Annotated in this window: 17 protein-coding genes; 3 read left to right on the forward strand and 14 right to left on the reverse strand. The window is 71.8% G+C overall.

All coding sequences use genetic code 11. The features are described 5' to 3' along the window. Nucleotides 1-85 precede the first annotated feature (85 nt). The 3 genes from AB0435_RS17040 to AB0435_RS17050 all read right to left on the reverse strand — a co-directional run bounded on the left by AB0435_RS17040 (nt 86) and on the right by AB0435_RS17050 (nt 4,058). Nucleotides 86-802, reverse strand: coding sequence for a GNAT family N-acetyltransferase (locus AB0435_RS17040; protein WP_366004040.1), 717 nt, complete (start codon nt 800-802; stop codon nt 86-88). Between the two features lie 78 nt (nt 803-880). Next, a complete protein-coding gene (locus AB0435_RS17045; RefSeq protein WP_366004041.1) occupies nt 881-2,791 on the reverse strand; it encodes an IucA/IucC family protein in 1,911 nt (636 codons plus the stop codon). A 25-nt stretch (nt 2,792-2,816) separates the two neighbouring features. Then, a complete protein-coding gene (locus AB0435_RS17050) occupies nt 2,817-4,058 on the reverse strand; it encodes an aminotransferase class III-fold pyridoxal phosphate-dependent enzyme (protein WP_366427319.1) in 1,242 nt (413 codons plus the stop codon). Between the two features lie 257 nt (nt 4,059-4,315). On the opposite strand from AB0435_RS17050, the gene AB0435_RS17055 reads away from it, so the two are divergent. Beyond that, nucleotides 4,316-5,503, forward strand: a complete 1,188-nt coding sequence (locus tag AB0435_RS17055) for a hypothetical protein (RefSeq protein WP_366427320.1) — start codon at nt 4,316-4,318, stop codon at nt 5,501-5,503. A 67-nt stretch (nt 5,504-5,570) separates the two neighbouring features. Here the strand turns inward: AB0435_RS17055 and hflX are convergent, their stop codons facing one another. The 6 genes from hflX to miaA all read right to left on the reverse strand — a co-directional run bounded on the left by hflX (nt 5,571) and on the right by miaA (nt 13,741). After that, the gene (hflX, locus tag AB0435_RS17060; protein WP_366004044.1) at nt 5,571-7,064 is read right to left on the reverse strand and encodes a GTPase HflX; all 1,494 of its coding nucleotides are present in this window, start codon (nt 7,062-7,064) and stop codon (nt 5,571-5,573) included. Between the two features lie 135 nt (nt 7,065-7,199). Beyond that, the gene (locus tag AB0435_RS17065) at nt 7,200-8,678 is read right to left on the reverse strand and encodes a M1 family metallopeptidase (RefSeq protein ID WP_366004045.1); all 1,479 of its coding nucleotides are present in this window, start codon (nt 8,676-8,678) and stop codon (nt 7,200-7,202) included. Between the two features lie 182 nt (nt 8,679-8,860). After that, nucleotides 8,861-10,990, reverse strand: a complete 2,130-nt coding sequence (locus tag AB0435_RS17070; RefSeq protein ID WP_366004046.1) for an HD domain-containing protein — start codon at nt 10,988-10,990, stop codon at nt 8,861-8,863. Nucleotides 10,991-11,171: 181 nt separating this feature from the next. Further along, nucleotides 11,172-12,053, reverse strand: a complete 882-nt coding sequence (gene dapF, locus AB0435_RS17075) for a diaminopimelate epimerase (protein ID WP_366004047.1) — start codon at nt 12,051-12,053, stop codon at nt 11,172-11,174. A 185-nt stretch (nt 12,054-12,238) separates the two neighbouring features. Further along, the gene (locus AB0435_RS17080; protein ID WP_366427333.1) at nt 12,239-12,694 is read right to left on the reverse strand and encodes a hypothetical protein; all 456 of its coding nucleotides are present in this window, start codon (nt 12,692-12,694) and stop codon (nt 12,239-12,241) included. A gap of 108 nt (nt 12,695-12,802) precedes the next feature. Continuing rightward, a complete protein-coding gene (gene miaA / locus AB0435_RS17085; protein WP_366427321.1) occupies nt 12,803-13,741 on the reverse strand; it encodes a tRNA (adenosine(37)-N6)-dimethylallyltransferase MiaA in 939 nt (312 codons plus the stop codon). Between the two features lie 195 nt (nt 13,742-13,936). On the opposite strand from miaA, the gene AB0435_RS17090 reads away from it, so the two are divergent. Then, nucleotides 13,937-14,179 (forward strand): gliding motility protein, encoded by a 243-nt coding sequence (locus AB0435_RS17090; RefSeq protein ID WP_366004049.1) that lies wholly within the window; start codon nt 13,937-13,939, stop codon nt 14,177-14,179. 31 nt (nt 14,180-14,210) lie between these two features. Next, a complete protein-coding gene (locus AB0435_RS17095) occupies nt 14,211-14,456 on the forward strand; it encodes an antitoxin (protein ID WP_366004050.1) in 246 nt (81 codons plus the stop codon). A 176-nt stretch (nt 14,457-14,632) separates the two neighbouring features. Here AB0435_RS17095 and AB0435_RS17100 read toward each other — a convergent pair whose 3' ends face one another. From AB0435_RS17100 to AB0435_RS17120, 5 genes are all read right to left on the reverse strand, one after another. After that, the gene (locus tag AB0435_RS17100) at nt 14,633-15,343 is read right to left on the reverse strand and encodes a class III extradiol dioxygenase subunit B-like domain-containing protein (protein ID WP_366004051.1); all 711 of its coding nucleotides are present in this window, start codon (nt 15,341-15,343) and stop codon (nt 14,633-14,635) included. A 29-nt stretch (nt 15,344-15,372) separates the two neighbouring features. Beyond that, a complete protein-coding gene (locus AB0435_RS17105) occupies nt 15,373-15,807 on the reverse strand; it encodes a hypothetical protein (protein ID WP_366427322.1) in 435 nt (144 codons plus the stop codon). Between the two features lie 20 nt (nt 15,808-15,827). After that, complete coding sequence (miaB, locus tag AB0435_RS17110; protein ID WP_366004053.1) at nt 15,828-17,363, reverse strand: tRNA (N6-isopentenyl adenosine(37)-C2)-methylthiotransferase MiaB; 1,536 nt, start codon at nt 17,361-17,363, stop codon at nt 15,828-15,830. Between the two features lie 299 nt (nt 17,364-17,662). Beyond that, a complete protein-coding gene (locus tag AB0435_RS17115) occupies nt 17,663-18,163 on the reverse strand; it encodes a hypothetical protein (RefSeq protein ID WP_366427323.1) in 501 nt (166 codons plus the stop codon). A 268-nt stretch (nt 18,164-18,431) separates the two neighbouring features. Next, nucleotides 18,432-19,145, reverse strand: a complete 714-nt coding sequence (locus AB0435_RS17120) for a hypothetical protein (RefSeq protein ID WP_366004055.1) — start codon at nt 19,143-19,145, stop codon at nt 18,432-18,434. Nucleotides 19,146-19,333: the final 188 nt, after the last annotated feature.

Below are 19,333 nucleotides of genomic sequence, written 5' to 3' on the forward strand. Positions count from 1 at the left end.
GACGGCTTGGCCGGCGAGACTCGGATCGCTGCGCAGGGCGGCGGACTGGTCAGGGCGATCGCCGAGTTGGGTCGCCGCGGGGCGTTCAGAGGACCCGGCGCAGCGTGCGGTCGCGGATCATCAGGGCCGCGTGCTTGTCCGGCAGGCGGATCTCCGCTGTCAGCCGGAAGCCCGCGCTGAGGAACGCCGAGACCGAGGGGATGTTACGGAGGTCGGGTTCGGCGACGACCCGGCCGCAGGAGGGACGGCGGTCCAGGACGAGGTCGGCGACGGAGCGCAGCAAGCGGGTGCCGATACCGCGGCCACGGTAGGAGACCTTTCCGATGAGGAGGTGGAGCCCGGTGTCGTGCGGCCGGGCCGGGTAGTGGCGGGCGACGGGGTCGAGGTCGGCGCGGTAGACCTCCCAGTAGCTCATCGGCACGCCGGCGAGGACTCCCAGGCAGGGCACGCTGCGGCCGTCGCCGTCGAGCTGGGCGCGGAGGTGGGCCTCGGCGACGGTCCCGGGTCCGTCGAGCTCCCAGAACGCGGCGACCGCCGGATCGTTCATCCAGCGGGTGACGGTCGGCAGGTCGCGCTCGACGCGGACGGGCACGAGCCGGAAGGGCCCCATCCCGGTCTCGACGGGCCCCCAGTCCGCGAGGGAGTCGAGGAGGTCCGGGCCCCGGCGCCAGGGCGTGCCGGCGCTCTCGGGGGCGGGCGGCTCCGGCTGGTCGTGGGCGATGAACTCGACGAGTTCCTCGGACAGCCGCAGGTCAAGGGTGTCGTCGGTGCTGGAACTCACACTGGGGTCGGTGGGCGACACGACGGCACTCTCCTCTCGGTGCGTCCCCCGGTGTTCGACAGCGCCCGGCCGGACGCCACTCGTCCGGGCTGCCACCGGTCATCCGGCCGGTGTGACAAGGGGGTTGGCGATGGTGACGTAGACGGACTGGGTGTCGACCGGGCCGACGAGCTCGTCGAGCCCGTGCAGCCTGGTCAGCAGATTCGCCTTGCAACGGAGCGTGGGCGACCCGAGGAGGCGTGCGGGCAGGGACGAGCCACCGGTGCCCGGCGCGGAGGCGGCGTCCTGCAGGAAGCGCCGGAAAGCGGCCAGCAGCAGCCTCTCGTCCGCCAGCCGCTGGGCACCGAACGCGCCGATCAGACCGAGCACGTTGTTGATGCCGAGGTAATAGGCGAAGCGCTCGTCGGCCACCTCGTCGGAGACGAACGTGTCGCTCTCCGCGCCGATTCCGGGGAGCCTGCTGTCGAGGGCCTCACGGTGGGACTCGCGGAAGTAGTAGCCCTGGTTGTCGCGGAAGCGGCCACCGGCGGGCCAGCCCTCCCGGTCCAGGAGGACCAGCGTGTTCTGCTGGTGGGCCTCCAGTGCGATGCCCGCCTCGCCGTCGAGCCACAGCACGGGCCGGACGACCGCTTCCAGGTATCGCAGGAACCACTCCGCCGAGACGGCACCCGCGGGTCGCCCGGTGCGGTGCGCCAGCCGGGCCACGAGGCAGGCGAGGCGGGAGGACATGCGGGGCCGTCCGGGGTGGCCGTCGGTGGCCGGCCAAGGGCGTGGCGAGACGATCCCGGCGAGGCACGCGGCGTCGTCCCCGGGGCCGAAGGGGTTGTGCCGGATGACGGCGTCCAGGCCTTTCAGCGGTGTGCCGTCCGGGTCGTCGACGGCGAGCCAGGCGGGATCGCGGACGATGTCGAAACCGAGGCCGCCGGAGCACGTCGCGCGCCACCTCTCGGCGAGGCCGCTGCGCAGCAACCGGTGCACCTCGACGCCGCGCCGCAGCTCCTTGCGGAGGTTCTCCCGGCGCGAGTTGGTGATGCGCAGCCCCAGGGAGAGCTTCAGCATCGCGGGCGCGCCGGGGCGGTGCAGGGTGCGTACGGACGAGGTGGGGTACCACGGCTCACCGTGCGCGCCGAGGTCGTGGAGCAGCCCGGCTTCGAGGAGGCGGGCGACGGCCGGGCGGCCGCGCAGCTCACGTGCCTGCCAGGGGTGCGCCGGCAGGGCCACGGTGTCCGGCGGCAGGTGCAGTCCGGGGCCGGCGAGCCGGGCGGCGAGCGTGACGGCGTCGATCGCCCGGCCACGCTCGGTCCACGCCGATTCGCCGGCGAGCAGGGAGCGGTGGACGGCCAGCCAGTGCAGCGGGAAGGAGCCGCGCGTCTCGGGTGAGTAGGCGCGGGATTCGGCTCCGGAGAGGCCCTCACGGCTCTTGGGCACGGGGTGGAGGGGGTGTCCGAGCAGCAGGGACTGTTCCGCGTAGAGGAAGAGGTTGTCGCCGTCCGGGTCGGCGGGCCGGGCGCGTCGGTCCGCGAGGAAATCGGCCGTACGGCGGGCCGAGTCCGCGACCCGGCCCACGAGTTCGGCTGCCGAGCGACCGGCCGGTGTCTCCTGGTGCGCGATCTCCCGGCCGAGGAGGGCGGCCAGGGTGACGGCGTCGACGGGCGGGGCGTCGACGGGACCGTCCATCAGACTGGGCGACCCGAAGCGGTGCCAGCCGGTGGCGGACCAGTAGTGCACAGGGACGCGCAGGGCGGCACCGCTCGCGGTGAGGGGCAGGTGCAGCGCGCTGCCGTCCGGGCGGGCGATGTCGTTCTCGCGGACCCAGCAGCGCAGCAGGCCCTCCACGGTGGCCGCGTCCGCGGCGGCCCCGGGGTCGGGGTGCTCCAGCGGGTCGGGAGCGGCCGGCGTCCGCGAGTCGGGGCCCGCGCCCTGACCCGGCACCACGGACGCCTTGGGCTGACCGGCGGGGCGGTGGTCCCGGTGGACGGCGGGTGCCTCGGTCCCGGTGGATGCGTTCATACGGTGCGGCACACGTGCCCCGGCGTCAGGCCGGGGTCGCGGGGCCTGCCTCCTTCAGCGTGCTCGGAGTGGCTGCGCGGCGGTGGGTCCGGTCGACTGCGGCGAGGGCGTCCGCCAGCCGGTCGAGGACGGCTTCCGTCTGCTCGTCGGTGATCGTGAGGGGAGGCAGGAGGCGCAGGACGGAGGAGTGCGGGCCGCCCAGTTCGACGATGAGCCCCCGGCGCAGGCACTCGCGCTGCACGGCGGCGGCCGGTCCGGGCGCGCACTCGATGCCGATCATGAGGCCGATCCCCCGCACCTCGCCGACGCACGCGTGGTCGAGTGTCCGGAGCCGCCGGAGGATGTGTGCGCCGAGTGCCGCCGCACGCCCGGCGAGGCCGTTCTCCCGTACGTACCGCAGGGTCGCCGCGCCCGCCGCCATGGCCAGTTGGTTGCCCCGGCAGGCGTCCGCGCGGGCGGCGGGCGGGCAGCCGCCGAGGTCGGCGTGGTGGACGACGGCGGCGAGGGGGAGGCTGCCGCCGATGGCGTGGGACAGCACCATCACATCGGGCACGATGCCGCTGTGCTCCACGGCCCAGAAGGCTCCGGTGCGCCCCACGCCGGTCGCCGACTCGTCCACGACGAGGGGGATCGCGCGGGCGGCGGTGATGTCACGTGCGCGCCGCAGCAGGCCGTCCGGTGCCGGGAGCACGGCGCCCTCGCCCGCCACGGGCTCGACGACCACCGCGGCCGGTGCGCGCCCGCCGCTCCCCAGGGCCGCGAGGAACATGTCGGACGGCCCGGACAGGGCGAGAGAGGTCTCGGCTGGCGCGCCGGAAAGGGTGAGCAGTTCCGTTCGGCCGGTCGCGCCCCGTACGAGTGCGGCGGCCTCCCGCAGCGCGTCGGCGGCCGTCGGGCCGCAGAACCGGATCCGCGCCCTGTCGGCCAGGCCGCGCGGCAACGTGGCCAACAGCTCGTTGGTGAACGCTTCCTGTACGGGTGTGGCGAGGTCCGGCGCATGCAGTGGGGCGCCCGAGTCAAGCACGGCGCGGATCGCTTCGAGCACGACCGGGTGATTGTGGCCGAGCGCCAACGCGCCCGCTCCCGAGAGGCAGTCGAGATAGCGGCGGCCGTCGGCACCCTCGACCGTCAGCCCCCGGGCACGCACCGGCACGACCGGCAGCGAGCGGGCGTACGTACGGGCCGCCGCTTCCCGGGCCGGCTGCCGCCGGAGGACACCGTCACGGATCCCCGGCGGTGAGGTCGGTTGCAGCCGGGTCAAGGTCACGACTCTGGGACCTCCTGGTGCTGAACTCCGATCGGTTCTCCCCTGTACGTACCAACGACGCCGCGAGCGGCGGAACACGGCCGACCGTCAAGAACCTTCGGCCCGGAACCGGGGACCCGGCCGCGCCCGTCTCCCACCGCACCGGCATAGTGGGGGTCCTGCCACCCCGCTGGGGCGGTACATGACAAATTTATAGGCGCCCGCGCACAGCGCGGGCGCCGCTGCGTCAAGAGATCGATTCAGGGGGAACCCACTCCATGCCATCCATCCGCCGGCCCGCGCTGGCAGCGGCCGCTCTGACCGCCGCGCTGGCCCTGACAGCCACCGCGTGCGGTCCTTCCGACGACAAGGCGTCCGGTAGCGACAAGCCCAGTGCCTCCGCCGCCCAGACGGGCGACGACGGCATCCAGCTGCCCAAGAACCTGCCCTCGTCGCTCAAGGACCTGGACAAGTGGAAGAACGGCGCCTGGAAGAACTGGGACAAGGACCAGTGGCTCCGTGAGGCCCGTGACTTCATCAACCCCATCATCAAGGGGCATTGGAAGCCCGACACCATGAAGGACGCCCGCTCCAGCGACAAGACGCTGTCGAGCAAGGGCGCCCCGGGCGCCGCTCCCGGCGCGTCCGGCGACCAGGGTGTCACCGACCCCGAGCCGAAGGCGGTGACGGCCAAGTCGGTCGACCTGCCGTACCACAACAACGCCGCCCCGGTCGGCAAGGTCTTCTTCGACAGCCCCGAGGGCCACATGGTCTGTTCGGCGACGGTCGTCAAGGACCCGGCACACCCCGGCAAGTCCAACATGGTGTGGACCGCAGGTCACTGTGTGCACTCGGGCAAGAGCGGCGGCTGGTACCGCAACATCGCCTTCGTGCCGTCCTACAACGACAAGGGCCTGCCCGGCTCGCAGGTCAACACCGCGCCGGTGCAGGACGTCGCCCCGTACGGCGTGTGGTGGGCGGACTGGGCGCAGACGTCCTCGCAGTGGATCACGCAGGGCGCCGAGACCGGTGGCGCCGGTGCTCCCTATGACTTCTCCGTGCTGCACGTGAAGCCGGAGACCGCTTCCGGCAAGTCCCTCGAGGAGACCGTCGGCAACGCCCTCACCGTGGACTTCGACGCCCCGCAGGTGAAGTCCATCCAGTCGATGGGCGCTTGGGGCTACCCGGCCGCACCGCCCTTCGACGGGCAGAAGATGTACGACTGCGTCGACAAGCCGGGCCGGCTGACGATCGACCCGTCGCAGCCGACGATGTACCGCATCGGCTGCACGATGACCGGCGGTTCATCCGGCGGCGGCTGGTTCGCCCAGCGCGACGGCAAGGTGGTGCTGGTCTCCAACACCTCCATCGGCCCGGCCAACAGCACCTGGCTCGCAGGCCCGCACCTGGGCCCGGAGGCCAAGGGCGTCTATGACGGCATCAGCCGGAAGTTCGCCAACCAGTAAGCGGTGAAGCCCGAAGGCCCGCCCCCGGACGGGGGCGGGCCTTCGTGTGCGTACGGACGGCAGGCGGTCAGCCGCGGGCTGCCGGGACGTAGCGCTGGAGCTCCGCGGCCAGTTCCTCGTGGACCCGTGCCTTGAGGAGCGTGCCCTCCGGGGTGTGCTCCTCGGAGATCACCTCACCGTCGGCGTGCGTCCGCGCGACGAGACCGCCCCGGGTGTAGGGCACGAGCGCCTCGATCTCGACGGAGGGCCGGGGCAGCTCGGTGTCGATCAGCTCGAGCAGCTCCGCGATGCCCTCACCGGTGCGCGCGGAGACGGCCAGCGAGTGCTTCTCGATGCGCAGCAGGCGCTGGAGCACGAGCGGGTCGGCCGCGTCCGCCTTGTTGATCACGACGATCTCCGGCACGTCGACCGCGCCGACCTCGCGGATCACCTCGCGCACGGCGGCCAGCTGCTCCTCCGGCGCCGGGTGCGAGCCGTCCACCACGTGCAGGATCAGGTCGGAGTCCCCGACCTCCTCCATGGTGGAGCGGAACGCCTCGACCAGGTGGTGCGGCAGGTGCCGTACGAAGCCGACGGTGTCGGCCAGGGTGTAGAGCCGTCCGCTGGGCGTCTCGGCCCGGCGCACGGTCGGGTCGAGGGTGGCGAACAGGGAGTTCTCCACCAGCACACCGGCTCCCGTGAGCCGGTTGAGCAGCGAGGACTTGCCCGCGTTGGTGTATCCGGCGATGGCGACCGAGGGCACCTTGTTGCGCCGGCGCTCCTGGCGCTTGATGTCGCGGCCGGTCTTCATCTCCGCGATCTCCCGGCGCATCTTCGCCATCTTCTCGCGGATCCGCCGACGGTCCGTCTCGATCTTGGTCTCACCGGGACCACGTGTGGCCATGCCGCCGCCGGACGAACCGGAGCCGCCGCCGCCCATCTGCCGGGAGAGCGACTGACCCCAGCCGCGCAGCCTCGGCAGCATGTACTGCATCTGGGCCAGGGAGACCTGGGCCTTGCCCTCTCGGGACTTGGCGTGCTGGGCGAAGATGTCGAGGATCAGGGCGGTCCGGTCGACCACCTTGACCTTGACGACGTCCTCGAGATGGATGAGCTGGCCGGGGCTGAGCTCACCGTCGCAGACCACGGTGTCGGCGCCGGACTCCAGGACGATGTCCCGCAGCTCCAGCGCCTTGCCCGAGCCGATGTACGTGGCCGGGTCCGGCTTGTCGCGGCGCTGCACGACGCCGTCGAGCACGAGGGCGCCCGCCGTCTCGGCGAGGGCGGCCAGCTCCGCGAGGGAGTTCTCCGCGTCCTGCACGGTGCCCGACGTCCACACACCCACCAGCACCACGCGCTCCAGGCGCAGCTGCCGGTACTCGACCTCGGTGACGTCCTCCAGCTCGGTGGAGAGTCCCGCCACACGGCGCAGTGCCGCACGCTCGGAGCGGTCGTACTGCTCGCCGTCGCGCTTCCCGTCGATCTCGTGGCTCCAGGCGACGTCCTCTTCCATCAGGGCGTCGGCCCGAAGGCTCTCCGGGAGGCTCTGCCGGTCCTGGGGAAGGGAAGAAGAGGAGGTCATTTGATCCTTACGTCGTTGGGAAGTGGCGGCCCCCGGCGGGGGACCACACCGTCGACAACGTGCTGTGGCCCCCGGAGATTCCCGGGGCCGGCCCGCGCGCCGACGTGTCGATGTTCCCACGCCGCCACCGGGCCGTCACGCGGGTTTCCGGGTGGGCTTCCAGTCGGGGTGGCCCGGCATGGGCGGAGTGGTGGGCCCGAAAAGCCAGCCCTGCAGGAACTGCGTCAGGTCCTGGTGCGAGATCCGCGAGGCGAGGGCGGCGAAGTCGGCCGTGGTGGCGGTCGAGTCGCGGTGGCGGGCGACCCACTGGCGCTCCAGGCTCTCGAAGGCCGCGGTCCCGATCTTCTCGCGCAGCGCGTAGAGCACCACCGCGCTGCCGTCGTAGACGACCGGCCGGAAGATGCTGATCTTCTTCCCGGGCGCGGGCCCCCTGGGGGCGGCGGGCGGGCCCCCGTCGGCGCGCATGGCGTCGGAGAACTCGTACGCCATGCGCATCCGGTCGGCGAACTTCGTGCCGCCCCGCTCCTCCGCGTACAGCGCCTCGTACCAGGTGGCGTGGCCTTCGTTGAGCCAGAGGTCCGACCACATCCGGGGGCTGACACTGTCGCCGAACCACTGGTGGGCGAGCTCGTGCACCATGATCGATTCGAGGTACCAGTCGGGGATGTCGGTCCGGGTGAACAGGGCGCGCTCGAAGAGGGACAGCGTCTGCGTCTCCAGCTCGAAGCCGGTGGACGCATCCGCCATCAGCACTCCGTAGGTCTCGAAGGGGAAGGCTCCGACCCGCTTCTCCATCCAGGCGAGCTGGTCGGGGGTCCTCGCTGTCCACTTCTCCAGCCGCTGCTGTTCGGCAGCCGGTACGACGTCACGGACGGGCAGCCCGTGGGGGCCGTTGCGGCGGGGGACGGCGGACCGGCCGATGGCGACCTGCGCGAGCTCGGTGGCCATGGGATGCGCGGTCCGGTACGTCCAGGTGGTCTCCGCGCCGTGGGTGACCCGGCCCAGGGGCAGGCCGTTGGCGACCACGGTCAGGTCCTTGGGCGCGGTGACGTGGAAGGTGAAGCGGGCCTTGTTCGAGGGATGGTCACTGCCCGGGAAGATCCGGTGGGCGGCGTCGGCCTGATTGGCCATGACCAGCCCGTCGGTCGTGCGGACCCAGCCGCCGTCCCCCGCGCCGCGCGGGTCGCTGGTGTGGTGCACCTTGACCGTGAAGCGGCCGTGGGGCGGCAGGGCCCTCGCGGGAGTGACGACAAGGTCCTCCTTGACGGGCGTGAACTCCGCGCGCGCTCCGTTGACCTCGATCGAGTGGACGGTGCCCTGGGTGAAGTCCAGATTGAAGTGGTCCAGCCGGGAGGTCGCCTCGGCCCTGATGGTGGTCACGGCGTCGAGCGGACGGTCGTTGCCGTGGTAGTCGAGGGCGATGTCGTAGTCGGCCACGTAGAAGCCCGGGTTGCCCAGGTACGGGAAGAGCCGGTCACCGATCCCCTCCGCGGTGGGGGCGGGCGGGGCGGCGGCGCCCACGAGAAGTGCCGTGGCTGCGGCCGTGGAGAAGGCGGCCCGGCGGCGTACGGACCGGCGGCGGTTCGGGGAGCGCGTCCCGGGAGAGTGCGGCATGCGTCCACCGCTATCAGCGCGGAAGGCACCGCCGTCGGCGGCACGACGCCGCCCCACCCGTATGAGCGTTTCGGAAGGCTGTACGAGCGTCACACCGGTGGACGTTTTCCGTGCGAAGCCCGCACACGGTCACACGCTCGGGAAGCTTCCCCGCGTCGTCCGCGGGTCACCTCTCCGAACGACTAGAGCCGCGCTCCGGCGAAGGCCCGTCCCGCCCTTTCGACGTCATAGACCCCCGGGACGCGCCGCATGGCCCGGATCAGCTCGGGCAGCTGGGCGGCGTCGGCCAGTTGGAGGGTGTAGGTGTGCCGCACGCGCTGCTCGTGCGGTGGTTCGACAGCAGCGGAGATGACCGCGGCCCCCTCCCCCGCGATGGCCTCGGTGAGGTCGGCCAGCAGATGCGGCCTGCTGAACGATTCGGCGAGGAGCGTGACCCTGTAGTCGAAAGCCCCCGCGCTCTCGGGGCTACTCCAACGCACTTCCACCGGATGGCGTCCCGAGGTGACCATCCGGCCCACCGCGGGACAGTGCGCGCGGTGCACGGTCACCGCGCCGCCCCGCACGGCGAAGCCGGTGACCTCGTCGGGCGGTACGGGCGTACAGCAGCCTGCGAGCCGCACGCTGGTGGCCGCCAGATCGGTGCCGTCGGCGGTGACCACCACGGGCCACCGGGGGGCCTGGGCGGTGGCGCGGGGCGGCGGACAGGGGCGGTCCGGTGCCAGGAGTGCGGGCGGGGCGACGGGGTCCGGCGCCGGATGGGTGGCCAGCCAGCGCTCGATGGCGATGCGCGCCGCGGGCGTACGGGCGTGCTCCAGCCAGTCCGGGGACGGCCCGGAGGCGGTGTCGCGGGACATCAGCAGCTGGAGGGTGTCGCCGTCGCGCAGGACCGTGCTGAGCGTCGCCAGACGGCCGTTGACCCGTGCGCCGATGCAGCTGTGCGCGCCGTCGCCGTACTGTGTGTACGCCGCGTCGACACAGCTCGATCCGGCCGGGAGGCCGATCGTGCCTCCGTCGGCACGGAAGACGGTGACCTCGCGGTCCTGGGCCAGCTCGTCCCGCAGGGAGGTCCAGAAGGTGTCGGGGTCGGGCGTGGCACGCTGCCACTCCAGGAGCCGGGAGAGCCAGCCGGGCCGGGTGGGGTCGACGCGCTCGCCGTCCGCCGCGTCGGGCGTCTCGGGGGTCGCGTACGGGTTCCCCAGGGCGACGACACCGGCCTCGGCGACGCGGTGCATCTGGTGCGTGCGGATGAGCACCTGCGCGGCCTCGCCGCTCGGGCCGGCCACGGCGGTGTGCAACGACTGGTAGAGGTTGAACTTCGGCACCGCGATGAAGTCCTTGAACTCCGAGACGAACGGCGTGAAGCACGTGTGGAGTTCACCGAGGACCGCGTAGCAGTCGGCGTCCTCCGCGACGAGCACCAGGAGCCGCCCCAGGTCCGACCCGGTCACCCTGCCGCGCTTGAGCCGCACCCGGTGGACGGAGACGAAGTGCCGGGAGCGGACGAGGACGTCGGCCGCGATGCCCGCTTCACGCATCACGGCGCGCACCCGCTCGGCCGTCTCCACCAGTGGATCGGGACGGTCCGCGTGGGCGAGGACGAGGTCGCGGGTGCGGGCGTACTCCTCGGGGTGGAGGATCGCGAAGACCAGGTCCTCCAGCTCGGTCTTGAGCGCCTGGACGCCCAGCCGTTCCGCGAGCGGGATCAGTACGTCGCGGGTGACCTTGGCGATGCGCGCCTGCTTCTCGGGGCGCATCACACCCAGCGTGCGCATGTTGTGCAGCCGGTCGGCGAGTTTGATGGACATCACGCGGACGTCGTTGCCGGTGGCGACCAGCATCTTGCGGAAGGTCTCGGGCTCGGCCGCCGCACCGTAGTCGACCTTCTCCAGCTTGGTGACACCGTCGACCAGGAAGCGGACCTCCTCGCCGAACTGGCAGCGCACCTGATCCAGCGTCACCTCGGTGTCCTCGACCGTGTCGTGCAGCAGGGAGGCGGTCAAGGTGGTGGTCTCGGCGCCCAGTTCGGCGAGGATCAGGGTCACCGCGAGCGGGTGGGTGATGTACGGTTCGCCGCTCTTGCGTGTCTGCCCGCGGTGGGAGGACTCGGCGAGGAGATAAGCCCTGCACAGGATGTCGAGGTCCGCGCCGGGGTGGTGGGCCCGGTGGACCTTGGCGACGTGGTCGATGGCGTCCGGGAGGCGGCCGCGCGACCCGGAGCCGCTGAGCGCCGCGCGCCCGAGCCGCCTCAGGTCGATACGGGCGCGGCCGCGCCTGCGGCCGAGAGCACCTTCGTTCGGGGCCTCTGCGCTCATGGGCACCTCCGGCAGCGTCGACCGGTGGCCGGCCCGTCGCCTCCAGACCCCGGTGCTTGATGTTACCGAGCCCATCACGCGCCGCTCACCCGCTCTCGCCCAGAGTGAAACGGATCACCCATTCGAGCGAGCCACGCAGCCAGGAGTTCGGCAGTCGCGCGGAATCGCGGTAGTGCGGGGGTCAGGCGAGCGCCGTGGCCAGCCAGGAGGTGTCGAACGCGCCCTCCGCGACGATCACCGCGGGGCCGGTCATCTCCACCGTCCCGTCCGGGAACTCACCAATCACCAGACGGCCGCCCGGGACGTCCACGGTGTAGCTGACCGGAACGCCGGTGCGCGTCGGGTCGGCGCCGTCCCGGCGGGCCGTCGCGACCATCACCGCACAGGCTCCGGTGCCGCAGGAACGGGTCTCGCCGGAACCGCGCTCGTGCACCCGCATGGCGACGTGGCGCGGGCCGCGGTCGACGACGAACTCGACGTTGGTGCCGTCCGGGTAGGCGGCGGCGGGCGTGACCACGGGCGCGTCGAAGAGGTTCCCCGCGTCCGCGAGGTCCTCGGTGAACAGGACGGCGTGCGGATTGCCCATGTTGACGTTGCGGGCGGGCCAGCTGCGGTCCCCGACCGTGACGGTGACGTCCCCGTCGATCAGCAGCGCCTTGCCCATCGAGACGGTGACGTCGCCGCCCTCGCTCTCCTTGGCGATGCGCGCCCGGCGGATGCCCGCGCGGGTCGCGATCGCGAGGTCACCGGCGCCCGCGAGGCCGGCGCGCTGGAGGTACCGGGCGAAGACGCGGACGCCATTGCCGCACATCTCGCCGATGGAGCCGTCGCTGTTGCGGTAGTCCATGAACCACTCGGCCTCGGCGGCCATGGCGCGCGCCTCGGGGTCGGCGGCGGACCGCACGACCCGCAGGACGCCGTCGGCCCCCAGGCCCGCCCGGCGGTCGCACAGCCGGGCGACGGCGGCCGGTGACAGCTCGATCCGGCCGTCGTGGTCGGGGATGATCACGAAGTCGTTCTCGGTGCCGTGACCCTTGAGGAAGGCGATCTGCGCGGTGCTCACGCTTCGATGGTACGGGGCACTCGGGAGACGGCCTCCTGGGCGGGCCCTCACGGTCGGCTGCGGGAGGCGTCGTCCGCAGCCGCAGCAGCGTCCTGGAGGCCGGACCGACGCAGGCGCGCATCCAGCCCCTCCGGTGACCGAGGACGCCTCCCGCCGGGCCCCGGGCAAGGATCCGCCGTCGGCGGCTAACGCAGGCGCGCCACGCGCCACACGGCCAGGATGACCACCACCGCAACGACGGCGACGTACGCCGCCACGTACCGCCAGTCCGGGCGGTCCCCGGAGCCTCTCGGCGGCAGCCCGGGCCAGGTGTAGCCGACGCGGCGGGCCGCCATGACGGCCCAGCCCGCGGCGCAGCAGCTGATGAGCAGCCCGAGCATCGCGACGACCGGCCCGCCGTCCCCGAACTCGAAGGCGAGCGGGAAGGCGAACATCAGCGAGCCGGTGGCGGCCAGCGCCACGATGGGAGCGATCTGCCAGACGCGCAGCCTGCGCTGGGGGCGCAGCTCGCGGAACGAGGCGGGCGCCGGAACGGTGACGCCGGTCACCGAACCTTCGGTCTCCTCGGGGCCATCCGGAGTGAGTGCTTCCGGTTCACCCTGCGGCGGTTGTTGCGGTCTGTCACGAGGGCCGGCCTCCATCGCCACGCGCCCTCCCCACTCGGACTTCACCGCTCGATCGACCGCTTGATGATGGCACGCTCACGCAGGCCGGAAGGGCTTGCATAGCGTCCCGATGCCATCACGTGATCAGGCTGTGACCGCCCGTTCGAGCAACGTCAGGGCCTGCCCGGGAAGTTCCGCCCTGCGGTCCGCGGCGGCGCTCAGCCAGTGCACGCGGCCGTCCCGGCGGAACCACGAGTCCTGCCGCCGGGCGAACCGCTTCGTGGCCCGTACGGTCTCCGTGCGCGCCTCCTCCTCGGTGCACTCCCCCGCGAGGAACGCGAGCACCTGCTGATAGCCGAGCGCGCGCGAGGCGGTGCGCCCCTCGCGCAGGCCCTCGCGCTCCAGGGCCCGCACCTCGTCGACGAGTCCGGCCTCCCACATGCGGTCGACGCGGACGGTGATCCGCTCGTCCAACTCTGGGCGTTCGACGTCGACGCCGATCTGCAACGCGTCGTACACGGGCTCTTCACCGGGCAGGTTGGCCGTGAACGGCTTGCCGGTGAGCTCGATGACCTCCAGGGCACGCACGATGCGCCGGCCGTTGCCCGGCAGGATCGCGCGGGCGGCGGCGGGGTCGGCGGCGGCGAGCCGCGCGTGCAGCGCGCCGGGGCCCTGCTCCTCCAGTTCGCCCTCCAGGCGGGCGCGTACGGCCGGATCCGTGCCGGGGAATTCGAGGGCGTCGATCGTGCCCTTGATGTAGAGCCCGGACCCCCCGACGAGCACGGGGGTTCGGCCCTCCGCGAGCAGCCGGTCGATCTCGGCGCGGGCGAGCCGCTGGTACTCGGCGACGCTGGCGGCCTCCGTGACGTCCCAGATGTCGAGCAGGTGGTGCGGTACGCCCTGCCGCTCCTCGAGCGTCAGTTTGGCGGTGCCGATGTCCATGCCCCGGTAGAGCTGCATGGAGTCCGCGTTGACCACCTCACCGCCCAGGTGCTGGGCGAGGGCGACGCCGAGATCGGACTTGCCGGCCGCCGTGGAGCCGACGACGGCGATGACCCGCGGGGCGGGACGTGCGTTTTTCACCGGGTTTTTCACCGCATCAGTCTCGCAAACCTTTGGCGCGCCCCTCGAACGAGCGACGTGACGCGACGCTGTCGGTTTCGTTGCCTGTTGCGAGGTTCCGAGAGTCGGTTCACGGACCGCTGTCCGGAAGCGGCGCAATGGAACGCTCCGGGCGACGCGGGGCTTCTCTCACACCAGTAAGGTAATGGAGTAGATATGGGCGTGTTTTCAAGGTTTCGCCGCAAGAAGGCCGAGGCGTCAACCGAAGAGGCGGCGGCAGCCACTCTGACGGCGGAATCGGCCGACGAGGCGGCGACTGCCGAGACCGCCGAGGCGGAGCCGGAGAAGTCCGGCGAGGCCGAGGCGGAGGCCGCACCGGCCGAGGGAGTCGAGATTCCCAAGCAGCAGTCCGCGGAGAAGGCGGCGGACAGCGAGGCCGGTGAGGGCGCCCGTAAGTAGCTTCCGACCAGGAAAGACGAGGGAAGGCGCCATGGGTCTGTTGGATAATCTCAAGGCCAAGCTCGGTCCCGTGAAGGACAAGGTCGGCGACCTCGCGCAGCAGCACGGGGACAAGATCGAGCAGGGGTTGGAGAAGGCGGCCAAGGTCGTCGACGAGAAGACCAAGGGCAAGTACAGCAGCCAGATCGAGACAGGCACCGGCAAGGCCAAGGACGCCCTCGACCACCTCGCCAAGAAGGATGGCAAGGAGGACGGGCCGGGCTCCACCGCCTCCTGAGACCTCGTCGACGACGGGCCGCGGAGCATCCGCTCCGCGGCCCGTCGTCGTTGCTTCTCCTATGGGGGCGCAGCCGCTCTGTGTGCCGCTCTCCCGGCCTTACGGGCATCGGGAGGCAGCGGAACCCGTCCGGACGGTTCCACGCCGTCTGGGCGCCGCTCAGGGCGGAGCCGTCGCTAGGACCAGGTGGCGACGAAGTAACCCACTCCGTAGGGGGCGTCGTCGTGGAGCAGTTCACCCTTCAGACCCGCGCCCTCGCCCGCGCCCGCCAGGACCTGCCAAGGCGCCCGTCCGGCGGCCTTCAGCTCGTGGGCCAGCTCCGCGTCGAGCGCGGCCAGCGCGGTGATGTCGGCCGAGCCCAGCGCCCGCGCGGCGCCGGAGTCGAAGCCTTCGGCCCGGTCGTCGAGATAGCCGGGGGCCTTGAGCGTCCGGCAGGCACTGCCGTCGCCCATGACCAGCAGCGCGACCCTCTCGTCCCCCGCGGCCAGTTCACGGCCGGCCTCCAGGCAGCGCGCGGCCTCCAGCGTCGCGCCGACACCCAGCCCCTCGACGGGTGCGGCGGCCCAGCCCGTACGCCCGAGCAGCCAGCCCGCGACGGCCAGGGACTGCGGCAGTTCCCGGTCTCCCGCGGGGCCGCCCTGTCCGAGCCTGACGTCGGCCTCCACGCCGAAGGCCCGGAATGATCCGGCCGCGCCCTCGGGGTACGCGCCCTGTCCCGCGGAACCGGCCGGGCCGAGGACCACGAGCCGGTCGGGGCGCGCCGCGGCCAGCACCGCCACGGCGTCCAGGCACGCGGCCCGCAGGCCGTCGAGCTCGGGCGAGGCCCCGGAGGCGACCTCGGGCACCAGCAGTGGCGGGCAGGGGCAGACAGCGGCGGCGACGAGCATGTCGGCACCCTAACAAGCGCTGTACGGCGTCAGGGGAGGTCGGCGCGGCCCAGCCAGGACGGCTTGACGGGCACGCCGTCCGCGTCGTACCTCGGAGCCTCCGCCACGGAAGACCGTGGCTCAACGGGCTCAACGGGCACCTCAGGGGTTTCCTCAGGCGCCTCCTCAGGGAGCGGGGGAGGCGGGGGCGCGTCGCTGTCGCGCAGCAGCTCGGCCACGGTGAAGCGGGTGAGGAAGGTGTCCCAGACCCCGTCCACGACCAGGTCGAATCCGTCCGTCGTGCGGAACAGCCGACTGCGCCGGGCGCTCATCGGGTGCTGCGGCGTGAAGTGCCGGGCGCGCGCCTCCAGCTCCCGCAAGGCATCGTCACGGGAGCCCTCGAAGTGGGCCATGACCGAACCAGAGGTGTGCTTGCGGTCGCCGGTCCCCACGGTCGTCTCGACGATCAGACCCCAGGTCGTCAACGGATCCCCCCCTTCGTCCGTCAGTCGCAGCCGCAGCCGGCGGCGGCCGGGGCCGGCGTCGGGGCGGGGGCGCCGATGGCCGGGATGCCCAGCATCACGCCGGCCGGCTTCTCGGCGGGCGCGGCGTTGCGCTTCTCCCAGGCGTCACCGGCGCGCGTGCGGCGGACGGCGATCGCGGGGCCCTCGGCGAGCAGGTGGTGCGGGGCGGCGTAGGTGATCTCGACGGTCACCACGTCGCCGGGGCGCACCGGCTCCTCGGGCTTGCTGAAGTGGACCAGGCGGTTGTCGGGGGCGCGGCCGGACAGGCGGCGGGTCGCGTCGTCCTTGCGGCCCTCGCCCTCGGCCACGAGGATCTCGAGGGTCCGGCCGACCTGCTTCTTGTTCTCCTCCCAGGAGATCTCCTCCTGGAGGGCGACCAGGCGCTCGTAGCGGGCCTGCACGACCGCCTTGGGGATCTGCCCCTCCATATCGGCGGCCGGGGTGCCCGGGCGCTTGGAGTACTGGAAGGTGAACGCCTGCGCGAAGCGCGCCTCGCGCACGACGTGCATGGTCTGCTCGAAGTCCTCCTCGGTCTCGCCGGGGAAGCCCACGATGATGTCGGTCGAGATCGCCGCGTCGGGCATGGCGGCACGGACCTTGTCGATGATCCCCAGGAAGCGCTCCTGGCGGTACGAGCGGCGCATCGCCTTGAGCACCGTGTCCGAACCGGACTGGAGCGGCATGTGCAGCTGCGGCATCACGTTGGGCGTCTCGGCCATCGCGGCGATGACGTCGTCGGTGAAGTCCCGGGGGTGCGGGGAGGTGAAGCGGACGCGCTCCAGGCCCTCGATCGCGCCGCACGCGCGCAGCAGCTTGGAGAACGCCTCACGGTCGCCCATGTCGGAGCCGTAGGCGTTGACGTTCTGTCCGAGGAGGGTGATCTCGGTGACGCCCTCGGCGACGAGCGCCTCGACCTCGGCGAGGATGTCGCCGGGGCGACGGTCCTTCTCCTTGCCGCGCAGCGCCGGGACGATGCAGAAGGTGCAGGTGTTGTTGCACCCGACGGAGATGGAGACCCAGGCCGCGTACGCGCTCTCGCGCCGCGTGGGCAGCGTCGAGGGGAACGCCTCCAGGGACTCGGCGATCTCGACCTGAGCCTCTTCCTGGACGCGTGCGCGCTCCAGCAGCACCGGGAGGGAGCCGATGTTGTGCGTGCCGAAGACCACGTCCACCCAGGGGGCCCGCTTGACGATGGTGTCGCGGTCCTTCTGGGCGAGGCAGCCGCCGACGGCGATCCGCATCCCGGGCCGCTTCGTCTTCATGGGAGCCAGCCGGCCGAGGTTGCCGTACAGCTTGTTGTCGGCGTTCTCCCGCACCGCGCAGGTGTTGAAGACGACGACGTCGGCGTCGCCCTCGTCGGTGCCCTCGGGCGAACGGACGTAGCCCGCGTCCTCCAGCAGACCGGAGAGCCGCTCGGAGTCGTGGACGTTCATCTGGCACCCGTAGGTGCGGATCTCGTAGCTTCGAGTAACGCCCACTTCGTCCACTGCTCCGGTCCGGTCACTGCTGCTGGTCATTGCTCCAGGGTAAGGGGAGGCCGGAGGAGGCTCCCTCCCGAGGGCCGTCACAGCCGGCCTGGAGCGGGCATCCCGTGCACCACACATCCTTGCGTGAGCATGACGAAGCCTCCGCCACCTCACGGAGGTGGCGGAGGCTCGAACCCATCCCCGCTATGCGGCTTCGGCCGGGGACTCCGTTGTCGCCGCCGCCGACGAAGGCGCTCACACCGATGCGGCTGACCGGGCGTGACCAATGGGCACTGCTACCCAACCCGTTGGCCAATGCGCTGAGATGACGGGGCTTTCCGGCGGCTTTTTCAGCCGGCCGGTTCCAGTGGGGCCGGGGTCGGGCGTTCCGCTCCGAAGACCTCGTCGAAGGGCGTGGAGCATGCCACGGGGATCAAGTAGTAGGCAGCCCCGGATCCGAGGGGGGAGTGGGGGCCGCGCCGGCCGCGCAGCAGGATGTCCATGGGGGTGAGCACCCCGAGGTCGTCGAAGACGTAGATCACGGGAAGCCGCGTCCAGGCCGTCAGCTGGAGGTGGGCCATGACGGCATTCCGTTCGACGGAGTGCCAGCCCGTGGAGCGGCTTGTCGTCCCGCCCTTGCAGTCGACCAGGGCGATGCGCTCGCCCCGGGCCGCGATCAGGTCCGGTGTCCAGCGCGACAAGCTGTCCGTGCCGCGCAGGGCACGGCCCACCGCGTCGGTCCGTACCGCCTGGCCCCACGAGGCAACGTCCCACCCCCGTGCGGTCAGCTCCTGCGCGACCCGGAGCTCGTGGGCGTCTCCTACGGCTTTCCTGTCGTGAAAGCTCGGCATACGGGCAAGTGTCGCGGACCCGTTGCGGGTCGAAACGATCAGCGACTCCGTACCGGCCGGCGGCGAGCGGGACTGCCGGAGACACGTGGTGTCAGCTGATGTCCGGGACGTCTCCCCGTGTCCCACGGTGTCTCACCGCACTCGCGGGGAAATGTCCGGATCCTGAGGGCGACCCCACGGCCCTGTACCGGCCTCCGGCAACACGCTTACGCGGACCGTGTCCGGTCCTTTGGCCACGGTGCCGTCGGCGATCCACGGCACCCGGTCGTCATCCGGTCCGGTCGACGATGAGGTTGGCCGGGACGTCGCAGATCAGGTACGGGATGCGGGCTTCGCAGGGGTCGCAGGAGTGGGCGGTCCAGGAGTTCGTGGCGCCGTGCCCGTGCCAGGCCCGCATGACGTCGGCGTCCGTGGCGTCGGCGCCGACGTAGACCATCTCGCTCATGCGCAGGTAGTCGACGCTCTTCCAGTCGAGGTGCTTCTTGCCCAGACCGAGCAGGAGTTTGACGGCGGAGCACCCCTTGGTGACGTGCGCGATGCCGGTGCCCAGGTCCACCTCCTCGCCGCGGACGGTCAGCCATCCCTTGTTGTTCTTGGGAAGGTCCGGGTTCACCTGTGCCCACTTCCCCGGGTGGTAGGTGATGCCGTCGAGGTGTTTGGCGGTGATCCACGGTTCCGCAGTGCGCCCACTGGAGGCGACGAGGAAGTATTCGTGCCCGCTGATCTTCGCCTCGAGCACGCCCATCATGAAGAAGGCCTTCTGATCACCGACGAGGCTCTTGTCCTTCCGCAGATTGTCGCCGATCTGTCCGACGACGCTGCGCAACTTCTCGCTGTCGGTCACTTCCGGAATGCCGTGGAGCAGCTTTCCCTTGTCTTTCTTGTTCCTGGCGTGGTGGCACCTCGGGCAGGTGTCCGAGGCACGGCCGCCGTGCCGGAGATTGATGTCCCCATCCGTATCGCGGCGCTTGGTGTCCGGCATGCTCGGCCTTCCGTCAATTGTCCGTGGCGCGGGAAAAGTAGCACGTGAGAGCCCTGATACCGGCCTCTTACCGGGAGTCATCGGCGAGTTCTGGACGACATGGCGTCACATCGCGTCGGGGGTCGCCACTCTATGGAATCCGCTGTCCGGCCCGTTTTCGCCCCTCTCGGTCCCGGACTTACCGCAGT

This window comes from Streptomyces sp. NPDC051173, assembly GCF_040689515.1.
Taxonomy (GTDB): Bacteria; Actinomycetota; Actinomycetes; order Streptomycetales; family Streptomycetaceae; genus Streptomyces.

Bases quoted from the DNA above. Each gene is read 5' to 3' on its own strand.
- AB0435_RS17045 (WP_366004041.1), bottom strand. From the start codon at position 2,791: ATGAACGCATCCACCGGGACCGAGGCACCCGCCGTCCACCGGGACCAC.
- AB0435_RS17055 (WP_366427320.1), top strand. From the start codon at position 4,316: ATGCCATCCATCCGCCGGCCCGCGCTGGCAGCGGCCGCTCTGACCGCC.
- hflX (WP_366004044.1), bottom strand. From the start codon at position 7,064: ATGACCTCCTCTTCTTCCCTTCCCCAGGACCGGCAGAGCCTCCCGGAG.
- AB0435_RS17065 (WP_366004045.1), bottom strand. From the start codon at position 8,678: ATGCCGCACTCTCCCGGGACGCGCTCCCCGAACCGCCGCCGGTCCGTA.
- AB0435_RS17070 (WP_366004046.1), bottom strand. From the start codon at position 10,990: ATGAGCGCAGAGGCCCCGAACGAAGGTGCTCTCGGCCGCAGGCGCGGC.
- AB0435_RS17080 (WP_366427333.1), bottom strand. From the start codon at position 12,694: ATGGAGGCCGGCCCTCGTGACAGACCGCAACAACCGCCGCAGGGTGAA.
- AB0435_RS17090 (WP_366004049.1), top strand. From the start codon at position 13,937: ATGGGCGTGTTTTCAAGGTTTCGCCGCAAGAAGGCCGAGGCGTCAACC.
- AB0435_RS17095 (WP_366004050.1), top strand. From the start codon at position 14,211: ATGGGTCTGTTGGATAATCTCAAGGCCAAGCTCGGTCCCGTGAAGGAC.
- AB0435_RS17100 (WP_366004051.1), bottom strand. From the start codon at position 15,343: ATGCTCGTCGCCGCCGCTGTCTGCCCCTGCCCGCCACTGCTGGTGCCC.
- miaB (WP_366004053.1), bottom strand. From the start codon at position 17,363: ATGACCAGCAGCAGTGACCGGACCGGAGCAGTGGACGAAGTGGGCGTT.
- AB0435_RS17115 (WP_366427323.1), bottom strand. From the start codon at position 18,163: ATGCCGAGCTTTCACGACAGGAAAGCCGTAGGAGACGCCCACGAGCTC.
- AB0435_RS17120 (WP_366004055.1), bottom strand. From the start codon at position 19,145: ATGCCGGACACCAAGCGCCGCGATACGGATGGGGACATCAATCTCCGG.